13 protein-coding genes and 1 pseudogene are annotated in these 14,636 nt (G+C 40.1%); 11 read left to right on the plus strand and 3 right to left on the minus strand.

The window, feature by feature from the left end:
- Nucleotides 1-2 precede the first annotated feature (2 nt).
- The 8 genes from K5X82_14765 to K5X82_14800 all read left to right on the plus strand — a co-directional run bounded on the left by K5X82_14765 (nucleotide 3) and on the right by K5X82_14800 (nucleotide 9,702).
- The gene (locus tag K5X82_14765; protein QZT36506.1) at nucleotides 3-491 is read left to right on the plus strand and encodes a hypothetical protein; all 489 of its coding nucleotides are present in this window, start codon (nucleotides 3-5) and stop codon (nucleotides 489-491) included.
- A gap of 16 nt (nucleotides 492-507) precedes the next feature.
- Nucleotides 508-1,140 carry a deoxynucleoside kinase gene (locus K5X82_14770; GenBank protein ID QZT36507.1) on the plus strand — a complete coding sequence of 211 codons (633 nt, stop codon included), beginning with the start codon at nucleotides 508-510 and terminating at the stop codon, nucleotides 1,138-1,140.
- Between the two features lie 106 nt (nucleotides 1,141-1,246).
- Nucleotides 1,247-2,998, plus strand: a complete 1,752-nt coding sequence (locus tag K5X82_14775; GenBank protein ID QZT36508.1) for a tetratricopeptide repeat protein — start codon at nucleotides 1,247-1,249, stop codon at nucleotides 2,996-2,998.
- 70 nt (nucleotides 2,999-3,068) lie between these two features.
- Nucleotides 3,069-5,546, plus strand: a complete 2,478-nt coding sequence (gene priA / locus K5X82_14780; GenBank protein ID QZT36509.1) for a primosomal protein N' — start codon at nucleotides 3,069-3,071, stop codon at nucleotides 5,544-5,546.
- Nucleotides 5,547-5,644: 98 nt separating this feature from the next.
- Nucleotides 5,645-6,424 carry an AAA family ATPase gene (locus K5X82_14785; protein ID QZT36510.1) on the plus strand — a complete coding sequence of 260 codons (780 nt, stop codon included), beginning with the start codon at nucleotides 5,645-5,647 and terminating at the stop codon, nucleotides 6,422-6,424.
- A 28-nt stretch (nucleotides 6,425-6,452) separates the two neighbouring features.
- On the plus strand, nucleotides 6,453-7,340 hold the full coding sequence (locus tag K5X82_14790; GenBank protein ID QZT36511.1) for a ParB/RepB/Spo0J family partition protein: 888 nt from the start codon (nucleotides 6,453-6,455) through the stop codon (nucleotides 7,338-7,340).
- Between the two features lie 18 nt (nucleotides 7,341-7,358).
- Nucleotides 7,359-8,021 carry a hypothetical protein gene (locus tag K5X82_14795; protein ID QZT36512.1) on the plus strand — a complete coding sequence of 221 codons (663 nt, stop codon included), beginning with the start codon at nucleotides 7,359-7,361 and terminating at the stop codon, nucleotides 8,019-8,021.
- 19 nt (nucleotides 8,022-8,040) lie between these two features.
- On the plus strand, nucleotides 8,041-9,702 hold the full coding sequence (locus K5X82_14800; protein QZT36513.1) for a transglycosylase SLT domain-containing protein: 1,662 nt from the start codon (nucleotides 8,041-8,043) through the stop codon (nucleotides 9,700-9,702).
- A gap of 205 nt (nucleotides 9,703-9,907) precedes the next feature.
- On the opposite strand, the gene K5X82_14805 is transcribed toward K5X82_14800, so the two are convergent.
- Complete coding sequence (locus K5X82_14805; GenBank protein ID QZT36514.1) at nucleotides 9,908-11,182, minus strand: arginine deiminase; 1,275 nt, start codon at nucleotides 11,180-11,182, stop codon at nucleotides 9,908-9,910.
- 136 nt (nucleotides 11,183-11,318) lie between these two features.
- Here K5X82_14805 and K5X82_14810 point away from each other — a divergent pair, with 136 nt between their 5' ends.
- The 3 genes from K5X82_14810 to K5X82_14820 all read left to right on the plus strand — a co-directional run bounded on the left by K5X82_14810 (nucleotide 11,319) and on the right by K5X82_14820 (nucleotide 13,345).
- Entirely contained in the window at nucleotides 11,319-11,900 is a 582-nt protein-coding gene (locus K5X82_14810) for a DUF4294 domain-containing protein (protein QZT36515.1), read from the plus strand.
- Between the two features lie 156 nt (nucleotides 11,901-12,056).
- A complete protein-coding gene (locus tag K5X82_14815) occupies nucleotides 12,057-12,692 on the plus strand; it encodes a protein-L-isoaspartate(D-aspartate) O-methyltransferase (protein ID QZT36516.1) in 636 nt (211 codons plus the stop codon).
- 14 nt (nucleotides 12,693-12,706) lie between these two features.
- A complete protein-coding gene (locus K5X82_14820) occupies nucleotides 12,707-13,345 on the plus strand; it encodes an MBL fold metallo-hydrolase (GenBank protein ID QZT36517.1) in 639 nt (212 codons plus the stop codon).
- Nucleotides 13,346-13,954: 609 nt separating this feature from the next.
- Here the strand turns inward: K5X82_14820 and K5X82_14825 are convergent.
- Both K5X82_14825 and K5X82_14830 read right to left on the minus strand, forming a co-directional pair.
- A pseudogene (locus tag K5X82_14825) lies at nucleotides 13,955-14,251 on the minus strand (hypothetical protein).
- Between the two features lie 3 nt (nucleotides 14,252-14,254).
- Entirely contained in the window at nucleotides 14,255-14,608 is a 354-nt protein-coding gene (locus tag K5X82_14830; GenBank protein ID QZT36518.1) for a hypothetical protein, read from the minus strand.
- Nucleotides 14,609-14,636: the final 28 nt, after the last annotated feature.

Consider the following 14,636-nt stretch of genomic DNA (forward strand, 5'->3'; position numbering starts at 1 on the left):
TCATGCATAACCCCCAAGAGATAATTGATGATCTAAATCGTTCAATTGAAGGTGTATCTGAGAAAGATCTTCGCTTCTTTCCTAATGAGGTTTTAAAAACTCAAATTGAAGAGATGTCTTCTCATGCTGATAAGTGTGACATTTGTAATAGAAAGTTGTCTGGAACAAAAGAAATATTTCCAATGATAAAGGCTGCAATTGCTCAGCCTGGGCACGAACGTAAAGAGGTGGACCGTTATTTGAACTCTGTTTCCGATCACCTAAAAACGGAACATGGTGTTAGATCTGCACATCACTATGCTAGTAAGTTTGCGATGTGGTCGATGATTGGCTCTATCGTGGTGGCTTCTTTGGTTCTGTTTTTGATGGGGGTTGAGAAGATGCTTTTTTTAGTGGTCTCTATCGGAGTGATCGCTTTTGTTCTGGGATATGTAGCAGGGGATCTGAAAGATCGTCGTCATGAGAAAGATAATCCAACCGTTGATAAATAGTTTGTATAAGTAAGATATGGATATAAATTTCCTAGTTATTGAGGGTAATATTGGAGCAGGTAAGACCACCTTGTCTACCATGCTTAGTCAGAAGTATAATGCGAAATTAATATTAGAACAGTTCTCTGATAACCCGTTTTTGCCAAGATTCTACAAGGATCCTGATAAATTTTCATTTCCATTAGAGATGTCTTTTATGGCAGAGCGATATAATCAGTTGAAGCAGCAAGCTGAATTAGATCTGTTTAAAACTTTTACTGTTTCGGATTATTACTTTATGAAGTCTCTAATATTTTCTAAATCGACACTTCAAGAGGATGAATATAATTTATATCGTAAATTCTTTGACATCATATATCAAAATATACCTAAGCCTTCGCTTTATGTATATCTTCATTTAAGTACGGAACGATTGATGGAGAACATCTCAAATCGTGGAAGAAGCTATGAGACAGAGATAACTCCAGACTATTTGAAACAGATCACAGATGGTTATTTTAACTTTTTTTCTCAACAAAGAGACTTCCCTGTTGTTGCTATTACAACAGATGAGTTAGATTTTGTGAAAAATAAGGCTGATTTTGATAAAATTGAGCGTATAATTTTCGGTCAGAGCTACCCAAAAGGTTTAACTAGGTTAATACCTTAATTGATAAGAAAAAATAGCTTAAAAACTTTTTCAAAATTAACAAATCGTTTTACTTTTGTGTATAATGTAGAATAAGTGGTTTTTAGAAAACTAATAGATGTATATCATGAAACAATTCAACTTTAGATCTTTGGGTGGTGTTATCCTTGCAGCCGTGTTGCTGTCTGGATGTGCTAGCATTAAAAAGATGAAAAAGAATGCGGATAAGATTACTTATGACGTAACTCCTGAGATTCTTGAGTCTCACGGTGGTAATGTAGATGTTGCGATTCAAGGACGCATCCCTGAAAGTTATTTCGTAAAGGGTGCTTCAGTAACAGCTACTCCAGTATTTGTTTATGAAGGTGGTGAGCAAGCTTTCAAGCCTTACTCTCTTCAAGGAGAAAAAGTAGACGGTAATGCTAAAGTGATTCCTTATGCAAAAGGTGGAAGTTTTTCTTATAAAGGAACTGTACCTTTCGTAGAAGGAATGAGAAAAGGTGATTTAGAAGTACGTATTGTTGCTTCTAAAGGAGCTAAATCTGTGACTTTTGATCCTATCAAGGTTGGTGAAGGTACTATTGCAACTTCTACTCTTGTAGAAAATACACCTGCTTCAATCGTTGGTATTCAAAAATCAAAAAACACAACAGGTGTTTATGATCCAGCAATTGATCAATTCCAAAGAGTTGTTCCTGAATCGTATAGAGCTGACTTGATGTATCTAATTAACAGTGCTTATGTTCGTGGACAAGAGCTTAAGAAAGAAGATGTAGCTGAGTTGACAAAGTATATCAAAGCTGCTTATGGTGATGAGAAGAAAGAGTTGAAAGACATCGAGATTTCTGCTTATGCTTCTCCAGATGGAGCATTGAATCTTAATGAGAAACTTGCTAAGAATCGTGAGAACTCTGCTTCTAAGTATGTTAATCGTCAGTTGAAGCGTAATAAAATTGACGCAGATGTAACTGGTCGTTTTACTCCAGAAGATTGGGAAGGTTTCAAAGAGCTTGTTGAAGCTTCTGACATTCCAGACAAGCAACTTATCTTGCGTGTTCTTGCTATGTATAATGATCCTGAAGTACGTGATCGTGAGATCAAGAATATTTCTGAAGCATTCACTGTATTGGCAGACAAAGTACTTCCTAAACTACGTCGTGCGAAGATCACTGCTTCTGTAGATGTAATTGGTAAGAGTGATGAAGAGATTTCAGCTTTAGCTACTTCTGATGCTTCAAAATTGAACCAAGCAGAGCTATTGTATGCTGCTACTTTGACTGAAGATAAGAATCAGCAAATGGCTATCTACAATGCATTCATCAAGAACTACTCATCTGACTGGAGAGGTTACAACAACTTGGGTATGATCCAGATGAAGAACGGTAACGTTGATGCTGCAAACAAGAACTTCAAGAAAGCAGATCAATTAGATCCTAAGAATCCTATCGTGATGAACAACTTAGGTGCTGTTGCTCTTTCTAACGGTGATGTAGCAAAAGCTGAAGAGCTATTCGGTGCTGCTAACGGAGCTGGTGGAGAAGTAGATTACAACCTTGGTGTTGTTGCAATCAAGAAAGGTGATTACGATGCTGCTGTTAAGTATTTCGGAAAATGTTCTTGTGTAAACGCTGCTTTGGCTCAAATGTTAGCTGGAGACAACAACGGTGCACTTCGTACTTTGAACAACAACAAGTCTGACGATGCGTTAGTTGATTACTTGAAAGCTGTTATCGGTGCACGTACTGCTAAAACAACTTTGTTGTATGCTAGTTTGCGTGATGCTGTTGCAAAAGATGCTAAATATAAAGCATTGGCTAAAACAGATCTTGAATTCGCTAAGTATATCGATGATGCTCAATTCAAAGATATCGTGAAATAATTCGATTAAGCGAAGAAAAATATTATATATTAGGGTAGCGAAAGCTACCCTTTTTTTATATGTGTGAATTATGAATAGTTCAAGTTTATATGTCGATGTAGTGGTGCCTTTTCCACTTGCATCTGCCTTTACTTATCACTACGACGAATTGTTAAGTGGGCAGATACAAGTTGGTAAGAGGATTGTTGTGCCATTTCGAAACAAGCCTATTGTTGCGATTGTACTTAAGCTACATGGCAATAAACCTGAAGGATACGAAACGAAAGCGGTTGTATCTATCGTAGATACGACACCTTCTGTTAGTGATATTCAATTAAACTTCTGGTCTTGGATTGCCAACTACTATCAATGTACTATTGGAGAGGTGATGAAAGCAGCCATTCCTGCATCACTGCGTTTAGATGCCGATGCTCGAATCTCGGTTGATGAAGAGGTTGAACCACAAAGAGTGGAGCAGTGGGATAACCAAACCAGAGAGATCTACTATTATGCACTTGGTGATCGCGACCTTAAGCTATCGAAATTAGTAAAGGAATTCGGTAAAGAGGAGGTATACCAAATCGTCTCTTCTTTAATGCGAGAAAGCGTATTCTCATGTGATGGTTCCGCTAGAGGAGTCCAAAAAAGAATGGTTAAGATGGTGCGGCTATCTTCTTCATATAGACATTTGAAAACGCTAGAGATGGTGCTAAAGGGGCTCTCTAGAGCACCCAAACAGCAAGAGCTAATGGTCTATATGATGGATGAGTGTCGTATAGACGACAACTGGGCTTATGGATTTTCGACAGATGAAATCAAAAAAAGACAGCTTTATAGCGGTGTACGACCACTTGTTCAAAAGGGGATCATTGAACTCTTTGAAGTAGAAGAGCGTGAGTTGATTAATGCTCATTCTACGGAGACAACACTCCCTTGTTTATCAGAGGTTCAAGAGACGGCTTACAAAGAGATTCTACATAACTTTTTTGAGAAACAGGTCGTCTTACTTCATGGAGTGACAGCAAGTGGAAAGACCGAGATATATATACGTTTAATTGCGGACTGTTTAAAGCAAAATAAGCAAGTCTTATACCTATTGCCAGAGATAGGGTTGACCACACAGATTATACGTCGTTTAAAGAGCGTTTTCGGCAATCGAGTGGCGATATACCATAGTCGTATTTCAGATAATGAGAGGCTTGAGTTGTGGGAGAAGATGCATGCTTATGACCCCTCTAATACAGAGGGTGAGTGTCAAGTAATCCTCGGAGCTCGCTCAGCTATATTCCTGCCATTCAAAAGGCTTGGGTTGATTATTGTTGATGAAGAGCATGAATCCTCATTTAAACAGTACGACCCATCTCCAAGATATAATGCCCGTGATGCAGCAATTGTGTTGTCTCATATTCACCAGTGTAAAACACTATTAGGTTCTGCAACACCATCGGTTGAAACATACTATAATGCAGAGAGTGGTAAGTTTGGCCTAGTAACATTGACCCAAAGATATAACGATATTGTTCCTCCAGAGATTGTCATCACGGATATCTCTGAAGCGAAACGAACAAAATCCATGCAGGGGGCTTTCACCCCTGTCCTTGTCGAAGAGATAAAGCAAAGCCTAGAGAATAAGAAGCAAGTCATCCTATTTCAAAATAGACGTGGTTATGGGTTGTTTGTTCAATGTAATAGTTGTGGTTGGACCCCTAAATGTCTGCATTGCGATGTGAGTCTTACATATCATAAAGCTGATAATTCATTGGTGTGTCACTACTGTGGTTATAAGATGTATTTCCCAAAAGCATGCCCTACATGTCATGGGAAAGAGATCAAAGACATAGGTCACGGCACCGAGAAGATAGAGGCGGAGATAAAAGAGTTGTTTCCTGAAGCAAAGCTTCTACGTATGGACCTCGACACCACAAGAAAGAAGAATGCATTCGATCATATCATCGGTTCCTTCGAAAGGCATGAAGCTGATATACTCATCGGTACACAGATGGTCACCAAAGGGCTTGACTTCTCTAATGTAGCCGTTGTGGGTATCATTAATGCGGATGCCATCCTTAAGTTTCCCGATTTTAGAGCATACGAAAGAAGTTTCCAATTAATGCTACAGGTCAGTGGCAGGGCAGGACGTCTTCATGGTGGCGGTAAGGTGGTTATACAGACAAGCGACCCAACCAACCCACTATTTAATGATGTAATCAAAGGGGATTATCCATCGCTCTATCGTTCACAAATAAAAGATAGAGAGATGTTCCACTATCCCCCTTTCTACCGGATGGTATCGATTATGGTTAAACATAAGTATCAGAATATCGTAGATACTTTTGCTAATCAACTGGCCTATGTCCTCCGACAGCAGTTTGGCGATCGTGTTCTTGGTCCTGAATATCCATTGTTAAGTAGGGTTCAGAATAGTTACCAAAAACAGATAATCCTAAAGTACGAAAGAGACTATTCGATTTCAGCGGCAAAGAAACTGATTGAAAAGATTATCTCTCATGTACTATCACATTCATCGAACAAGAATGTCTCGATTATTATAGATGTCGACCCATTATAGGTCATTTTGCAAAAAATATCTTACTTTTGTTTACTTGAACAAAGAAGGCACACACTGGATGTCTTACACGTTTTAATGATGGAATAATTCAAATTACTATGGGTAAAATCATTGCGTTAGCGAATCAAAAAGGAGGGGTGGGTAAAACAACCACTTCAATAAATTTGGCTGCAAGCCTTTCTGTATTAGAGAAGAAGGTCTTAATTATTGATGCAGATCCTCAGGCGAATGCTACCTCTGGTTTAGGCTTTGATTTGAGTGAAGTTGAGTCTACCATCTATGAATGTATAGTAGATAAGCTAGACCCAAAAACTATCGTTAAAGAGACCGACATCGAAGGGCTATACTTGGTCCCTTCACATATCGATTTGGTCGGTGCTGAAGTCGAGATGCTTCAACTAGCCAATAGAGAAAAACTTCTTAAGAAGGTCCTCGAAGAGGTAAGGGATGATTATGACTTTATCATCATTGACTGTTCTCCCTCTTTGGGACTAATCACAGTCAATGCACTTACCGCTGCGGATTCCGTTGTAATACCTGTACAGAGCGAATATTTTGCCTTAGAGGGATTAGGAAAACTTCTTAACACCATCAAAATTATACAGAGTCGACTGAATCCCACTTTAGAGATCGAAGGGTTTTTACTGACCATGTATGATTCACGATTAAATTTAGCGAATCAAATATATGAAGAGATAAAGACACACTTTAAATCGATGGTATTTAAGACCGTGATATCAAGAAATATTAAGTTGAGTGAAGCTCCTAGTTATGGCAAAGCAGTCATAGAGTATGATGCTAATTCAACGGGAGCAAAACAATACTTAGAACTTGCTCGCGAAATAATTGTTAATAATAGTAGCTTAGCTACAGTTTAAATATATACCCGTTCAGGATAGAGTAATTATGGCAAAAAGAAATGCTTTAGGTAGAGGTTTGGGTGCATTAATCAATGATGCTGATTTAGTGAATGATCCATCTTCATCTATCACCCATGTGGACATAGATAAGATTGAGGCAAACCCCTTTCAGCCACGTACCGAATTTGATGATGATACACTTATTGAATTAGCAACTTCGATTCAAGAGTTGGGGCTAATACAGCCTATTACTCTACGTAAAATCGGAGGTGGTAAGCTCCAAATAATTGCTGGTGAGAGACGTTTTAGAGCCTCTCAAGTTGCAGGATTAACATCCGTTCCTTGTTGGATTAGACAAGTTGGCGATGAGCAGATGCTCGAGATGGCATTGGTAGAGAACATACAACGTGAAAACCTATCTGCTATAGAGGTGGCATTAAGCTACCAGCGATTAATTGACGAATGTAATTTGACCCAAGATGCCCTTAGCGATAAGGTAGGCAAAAAAAGAGCTACGGTATCCAACTACCTACGTCTTCTAAAGCTTCCTGTGGTAATACAGAATGGCCTTCAGAAGAGAGCCCTATCCATGGGACACGCAAGAGCTATCATTAACATCGATGATGAAGATTTCCAAGTCGAACTTTACCATCAGATCATCGAGGAAGGTCTCTCTGTACGAAAAGTAGAGGAGCTTGTTCGCCAATACAATCAAGGAGAGCAAGAGAGTGAACTTCCAAAGAATCCCGCAGCTAAAAGAGACCCTTTCCCACAAGAATTTGGTTCACTTCAACAACATCTTCGTTCTTATTTCGATGCGACGGTGGATTTCAGAATGAATGACAAAGGAAAAGGGAAAATTGTAATTCCTTTTGACGATCCTAAGGAATTGGAGCGTATTATTTCTATATTGGACCAAACAAAAACTAAATAGGTAGATCTTTAGATGGAGATGAATAGTTTCAGTAAGCGTATTTTGATCACATGTGTAGTACTTCTTTCAGTGGTAATTCAATCCATTGGTCAAGAGAAAAAGGAGGTGATGCCAGCTTCTGTAGTCGTTGCAGATAGTGTCAAACTTCCTATGGATACTACAGAGCTTGAGCCTCAGTTTCGTATGATTCCTCGTTCTCCTAAGAAGGCATCTATTATGTCAGCACTTGTTCCTGGTCTTGGACAGATCTACAACCATAAATATTGGAAACTTCCACTAATTTATGGTGGTTTTGCAGCCATGACATATGGATTCACATGGAACAACGGTCAATACAAAGACTATAAGAAAGGATATCAGATTCTATCTAAAGAGTATAGCTCATTGACTCCCGAAGAACTTGCTTACTTGCAGCAGTTGATTCGAAATCCAAACGTTAACCTTGAAGATCCACAACAGCAAGAGTACCTACTAAGACAGCTAGAATCTGGTATGTCTTACTACAAACGTAATAGAGATTTGAACGTCGTAGGTATGGCAGCACTTTATCTACTGAATATCATTGATGCCAGTATTGATGCACACTTCTCTACTTTTGATATCAGCGATAATCTTTCGATGGATGTTCAACCCTATGCCACTCCAGACCAAATGGGAGTGGGTGTACAATTCAAATTTTAACCTCACTCAATAGACAATAATGAAGTTATATATTCTTCTTTTTATATCTCTTTTCATCTCCTTTTCTCCAGTCACGGCCAATGACTACAACAAGAGCAAAAGTGTAGATGCTGATTCACTACAAAGAATTAAGATCAAGTCCGTAGACAAGCTAGACTTCGATGGAACCTATCAGTGGTCTTACGTGAAGGTAGATGAAGATCTATCCGATATCTTTACCGACCGATTAGATTCAATGGTCATCCAATGGAGAACCAACTGTTTGACATCTTTCGAACCACTCAACCAAGACACCATCAATGGACTTGACCATGTGATCGACGAATCAGAGGTATTAAAAGGAATGTTATCGGACAGTGTATACATCAAACAGTTCGAAAATATCAACTCATTTATTGATCTATCTTATAACGGGACCGTAAAGAATTTTGTCAACTTATATGCCGTACGTCGCAAGAGACAGATTGCAAACTTACTGCAACTATCAGAGTATTATTTCCCAATGTTTGAAGAAGTTTTAGATCGTTATGACATGCCTTTAGAGCTGAAATATCTTCCGATCATCGAATCTTCGTTGAACCCTAGAGCTTACTCTAGAGCTGGTGCATCTGGATTATGGCAGTTTATGTACCACACAGGAAAACAGTATAAACTTCGTATTAACAGCTATGTCGACGAACGAAGAGACCCTTACAAGGCCTCTGAAGCAGCAGCCAAATTCTTGAAAGACCTATACAGCATCTACAAAGATTGGCATTTAGTTATTGCGGCATACAACTGTGGACCAGGGAATGTAAACAAAGCCATACGTCGTTGTGGTGGAGCACGTAACTACTGGGAGATATACTATCGCCTACCAAGAGAGACAAGAGGTTATGTGCCTTCATTCATCGCTGCAACATACATCATGAACTATGCCGATGAATATGGAATCACACCAAACAAACGCGTCTTACCACTAGCTACGGATACCATCACCGTCGATCACTATCTACACCTACAGCAGGTGGCAACCAAGATGAACATCCCGATCGATATGATACGTGAGTTGAATCCTCAGTATCGTAAAGATGTAATCCCTGCAACAGCTACTGATACGTACATGTTAAGACTTCCAGCGGAAAGAGTTGGAGACTTCATCGACCAAGAGTCACACATCTATGCACTAGATAGAAACAAATATTTCCCGAACAACAGATTGATGAAACCAAAATCATTAGGGTCATCTAAATATGCCCACGGAGACATCAAAGGGAAAAAGAAAGTATACTATAAAGTGAAGAATGGAGACAACGTGGGATACATTGCCGAATGGTTTCATGTTAGAAGTAGTGACCTTCGCTACTGGAACAACATTCGCCGTAACATGATCCGTGTAGGACAGAAGCTCGTAATCTACGTCCCTGCCTCAAAATATAGCTACTATAAAGGCTTTAACACAAAGTCTTTTACCCAAAAGCAACAAGCGATTGGAGCAAGAGGTTATCGCAATAAAACAGCTTCTAGCTCTAAGTCTAGTTCTGGAAAATACGTCTACTACACCGTGAAAAAGAACGACACCCTATGGAAGATCGCGAAGAAGTACAACGGAGTTACTGAGAGCTCTATTAAGAGCCTTAATAGCATCCGTAATGCAAGATCGCTATCTATTGGACAAACCATAAAGATCAAGAAGATTTAGACCCCTCCCTGATCATTAAAACAAATAAAGCGGCACCCTATATAGTCAACAACTATGAGGATGCGCTTTATTGTTTTATACAAAAATCCTTAACCATCTTATGGTGTCATTCATCAACCCTGATCTCAAGACACTCTTGCCACCAAACGGATAAACAAATTAGAACACAAGGATATAGCTCATTTATAGATGTAATTGGTATTAACTATTTCCAAGTGAATTTCTCACGCTGAATAGGCATACTCATACAGCGAGCACCACCACCACCACGAGCCAATTCAGACCCTTCGATCGTAACTACCGCCTTTTCATAGTCGTTGACATCTCTCTTTCCTACAATAAAATCCAATGCTGGAATCACCTCAAAACCATGCTTATTCATCTCCTCTATCGTATGCACATTTCGGGCATAACCAATCACCTTACCTGGAGCAAACGAAAAGAAATTAGCACCACTATGCCACTGCTCTCTCTCCATAGTCCAACGGTCAGCTGTTCCTCCACACTGAACTGGGTCCAGGTGAATACCTCTCTTTGCCAATGCCTTCAGTAGATTCTCTTCCGTCTCAATCTTCTTCACCTTACCGTTATCGATCTCGATATGGATCGTCTGATACTTATTACGTCCCAAAATCAATGGTTCATAAACCATACACTTATCCTCTGCTAAGAAAGTAAACACCATATCCAGATGAATGAATGATTCAGGTGTATGAGGAAGTTCTTGAACGATAATATGTTTTGGGGTATCTTTTCTCTGCTTCAGTGTCTCGATGATAAAATCAATACCATAGGTCGTCGTTCTACTACCACACCCAATCACCAACAGATCTTCTGCGCCAACCTGTACATCTCCTCCTTCGATAGAGACACGTGGATCTAATGGAAACTTACGCTTCGCAGTCAATGGATTTACCGTACTGGCCTTTATGGTCGGATGATATTGAAAGATCGTCTCCATCACAAAACTCTCTCTCTCTCTCACCTTACTGGCCATCTTACCAATCAACACATTGTCCCAAACACTCATCGACGCATCACGCGTAAACAAGAAATTATGCAATGGGCGAAGAGCAAAACGATCCTCCGTTAAAAAGTTGGTTAGATTATCTCTTTGAATAGGAACCCCTTGAAGTAGCTGTCGAGCCAATTCATCCGTAGGCATCTCCTTCAATTCATCGATAATATCGAAACATTTCTCTTCACAACAGATCTTCTCTAACAACGACGCCTTAGCATCATGGCTATGAAGTGTCTCTGCCAATAGATCTTTTACTTCGAAAACATTGGTTACCTTCTGAAGTGCTCCTTTAAATTGAGCATACTCCTTCTGTGCGATAGATAGATTTAATATATCGCTATATAATGCTTTCTCCGCATTCTCTGGGGTCATGTTCTCTACCTCGATTCCGGGAGTGTGTAGAATCACACCATTTAGTTTCCCGATCTCTGAAGTCACATTCAGTTGAAAATTTTTCATGGGTTATGCGATTATCTTTTTTGAATACTGTCTATCTACAAATATAATTTATTATCACAATTTAAGGTATGATTATTATTTCTTCCTTATATTGTTTCTCATTGATATCTTTGTATTTCAAGAAAACCGAAGGAAAATGAGAGGATTTAGACACATGATACTGCTTTTTTTCATTGGAGTGGTTGGAAGAGGGATAGCACAAGAGAAAGCCCCTATTTCGATCCACAATGTCGGTGTGTCTGATACGCTCATTTCGAAACCACAGCTACTGCCCGAAGTTCGTGTAAATCAGAACTACAGCCGTAACTATTGGCGAAAGTATTATCGCTTGGTACGTAAGGTAAAAAAAGTATACCCCTTAGCCAAAAAAGCGAGAGTAGTCGTAGCCGAGTATGAACAGGAATACAACAAATATAACAAGAAGCGCGACCGTCGTCGATTTGCCAAAGGACTCGAAAAAGCACTGCTTAAAGAGTACGAACCGATGATCCGAAAGATGAAAATGAGTGAAGGGCGCATATTGATCCGCCTAATCGACCGAGAGGTAAACCTCACCTCATACCATATCATCAAAGAGTTTCGTGGTGGTTTCACAGCCTTCATCTGGCAATCCGTAGCTAGAATATTCCGACAAGACCTCAAATCAAAATACGACCCTTATGGCGAGGACTACCTGATCGAATTGATTGTCCAAGCCATCGATAGAGGCGAGATATAATCGACCTTATTCATATCGTATGGACGTAATCTTACCTTAATCTTTACCAAACAGCACCTCTATAGCCATTTTTACCACTTCTATTCTTAGATATGAATTAAATTTCTTATTTTCGGTTGCTTTAAAAATATGTTCTCTACTGTTTAATGCGTGGTAATGGATAACATAAAACATCGAGGTTTAAGAAAAAGATTGGTGCAACAGCTTGCACATAAAGGGAATTTTGACCCTAAAGTAATGGAGGCTATGCTTCGCGTTCCGCGACACCTATTCATTGAGCCGTCGTTTCTTCGATATGCTTATCAAGATATGGCCTTCCCTATTGGTTGTGGACAGACAATATCCCAACCTTTCACCGTGGCTGCCCAAACTTCTCTATTAGAAGTTGCTCCACGTATGAAAGTGTTGGAGATTGGTACCGGATCTGGCTACCAATCGGCAGTGCTATGTGATATGGGAGCCAATCTCTTTAGCATCGAGCGTCACCTTCCACTGCATGAGCAATCCAAACAGCTCTTAGAACAATTAACATACCGTCCACGTTTATACTATGCGGATGGTTATATTGGCCTACCCACCATCGCACCATTCGATCGAATCCTAATCACTGCTGCTGCCCCCGAAATACCACAACAACTCTTAAAACAACTAGGAGATGGTGGAATTATGGTGGTGCCTGTTGGCGAAGGAAAAGATCAAGAGATGATCAAGATAAGACGATGTGGCGACCAATTTCAAACAGAGAATCACGGAGCCTTTTCATTCGTTCCGATGCTCAAAGGTAGAGAATAAAAAATAGATACGTTATGATGAATGTTGCATGCTTGACTTTTAACCCTGTACAGGTAAATACATATGTTATTTGGGACGAAACACTGGAATGTGTTATTATCGACCCGGGTTGTTCTAATCCAGCCGAAGAGGCACAACTGGTGGACTTTATCGAAAGAAAATCGTTGAAACCAGTACGACTCATAAATACACATGGCCATTTTGACCATATTTGGGGTAATGATTTTGTGGCTAAAAAATGGGATCTTCCTGTCGAAGCACACCCTTATTCACAAGAGATCATGGAACGTGGTCCATCCCAAGGTGCTATGTTTGGTATTGAAGTACCATCGGCTCCAGCGATTGAAAAAGAGATCCACGAAGGCGACAAAATTACCTTTGGTAACAGTGAGTTAGACACCATCCATGTCCCTGGTCATGAGCCAGGAAGTATCATCTTCTATAGTCCAGAAGATCACTTTATGGTGTGTGGAGATGTACTATTTAATGGTAGTATTGGACGTACTGATCTATACAAAGGCGACCACCAACAGCTGATTGATGGAATCAAAGAGAAAGTATTGCCTCTTCCCGAACAGACAACCATCTATTCAGGACACGGCATCGCTACCTCCATCGCCAACGAAAAGCAGAACAACCCTTTTCTACAATAGAAAAAACCCATCTACCAACGGGTTTGATTGGTTTTAATCAACATAAAAAAAGAGATAGCATCCTGTTATCTCTTTTTTCGTACCCATATCCCATCCTCTTTCCTGCCTCCATCCCTACACCTCATAGGTACCATCCCTATACTAAACTTACCCTTAACTTACCTTTAAGTTACCCTTCCCTTACCAAAATAGCACCAAAAGGTAAGCCAACTGTATCGCAACACTCTTTAAACAGAGAACCAAACAGTGGTTTGAATGCTAGGGGATAGCTATTAAGATATGTTGATGTTATTGGTATATTATGATCAAAACTTGCCTGCAACATTCCCTGAAAGGGAAATAGAACATAGCCCAGTGCGAAGCGCTGGGGATAGATAAAAAGAAATACACGAGGGCTGTAAGTCCGCCCCCATTATTTGTCAACATAGTACGCAGATGAATCCTAAAGTTGTCGCTCTCTTGTGGCACGATGCCGAGCTGGAGCTCGGCGTTCCCAGCGGTGGAGGTATCCCTCTCGTGCCAATGAATTGGCACAAACCATGTCGTATTGGATGTGGAATGGATGACGTGTATGAAATATATCACGAAGGGAAATATATCCACGGATTATCACTGATCTGGTTGATGGGCACGGGATGGGACAACCGCTGGGAACGCAACGCTTCGCTCGGCATCGTGTGTCAACCCTACTATCGAGCAAGATAACCGTGATGCAACGTGGTAGTCGGTATTGTTTTGTAGTTCTGAAGCCACCTCTACACTTCCCATCAAACAGGCATCGAAAAGGATATATTTAAATTTGGTTGGCAATGCCGTTGCGAGATCATGGATCTCCATAGTAAATTGCTTGTCTACACCGAATGATCTGGTTTTGGGTTTCGGAGCTGGAAACCAAGATGAGCCATGTGATCATAAGATCAATCCATACTGCTGGGATGGATATCTCTCGATTACCTCTTTAAGTACCTGATGGAGGGTATGGCTATCCGCCGAATTTTGATCGGGATATTGTTTAACCACTTGGCGGTGGATAGCCGTACCATTCTTCTTGTTGAGCTCCATAAGGTATGAGCTTTTGTCTCCTTTATCCATAAAAACCACGACCTTCTGATCCTCCTTTATTCCTTCTACCATCTCATACACTTTCAACAGCGCATTGCCTTTTAGATCATTATCCGCAGCCATATAGATTACTAATGTCTCGCTGGCTTGTGGTTCTGAACGATCTGTTTGCTTGCAGCTGATAAATAGGAGGTGTTTCATAACTAGATCGTATTTTCTTTATAAGGGA

Source organism: Prolixibacteraceae bacterium (assembly GCA_019856515.1).
In the GTDB taxonomy this organism is placed as follows: Bacteria; Bacteroidota; Bacteroidia; order Bacteroidales; family Prolixibacteraceae; genus Halosquirtibacter; species Halosquirtibacter xylanolyticus.

Excerpts from the sequence above, each read along its gene's own strand:
- priA (QZT36509.1), top strand. The coding sequence starts at position 3,069 with ATGAATAGTTCAAGTTTATATGTCGATGTAGTGGTGCCTTTTCCACTT.
- K5X82_14785 (QZT36510.1), top strand. The coding sequence starts at position 5,645 with ATGGGTAAAATCATTGCGTTAGCGAATCAAAAAGGAGGGGTGGGTAAA.
- K5X82_14805 (QZT36514.1), bottom strand. The coding sequence starts at position 11,182 with ATGAAAAATTTTCAACTGAATGTGACTTCAGAGATCGGGAAACTAAAT.
- K5X82_14765 (QZT36506.1), top strand. The coding sequence starts at position 3 with ATGCATAACCCCCAAGAGATAATTGATGATCTAAATCGTTCAATTGAA.
- K5X82_14830 (QZT36518.1), bottom strand. The coding sequence starts at position 14,608 with ATGAAACACCTCCTATTTATCAGCTGCAAGCAAACAGATCGTTCAGAA.
- K5X82_14790 (QZT36511.1), top strand. The coding sequence starts at position 6,453 with ATGGCAAAAAGAAATGCTTTAGGTAGAGGTTTGGGTGCATTAATCAAT.
- K5X82_14770 (QZT36507.1), top strand. The coding sequence starts at position 508 with ATGGATATAAATTTCCTAGTTATTGAGGGTAATATTGGAGCAGGTAAG.
- K5X82_14820 (QZT36517.1), top strand. The coding sequence starts at position 12,707 with ATGATGAATGTTGCATGCTTGACTTTTAACCCTGTACAGGTAAATACA.
- K5X82_14800 (QZT36513.1), top strand. The coding sequence starts at position 8,041 with ATGAAGTTATATATTCTTCTTTTTATATCTCTTTTCATCTCCTTTTCT.
- K5X82_14810 (QZT36515.1), top strand. The coding sequence starts at position 11,319 with ATGAGAGGATTTAGACACATGATACTGCTTTTTTTCATTGGAGTGGTT.
- K5X82_14815 (QZT36516.1), top strand. The coding sequence starts at position 12,057 with ATGGATAACATAAAACATCGAGGTTTAAGAAAAAGATTGGTGCAACAG.
- K5X82_14795 (QZT36512.1), top strand. The coding sequence starts at position 7,359 with ATGAATAGTTTCAGTAAGCGTATTTTGATCACATGTGTAGTACTTCTT.
- K5X82_14775 (QZT36508.1), top strand. The coding sequence starts at position 1,247 with ATGAAACAATTCAACTTTAGATCTTTGGGTGGTGTTATCCTTGCAGCC.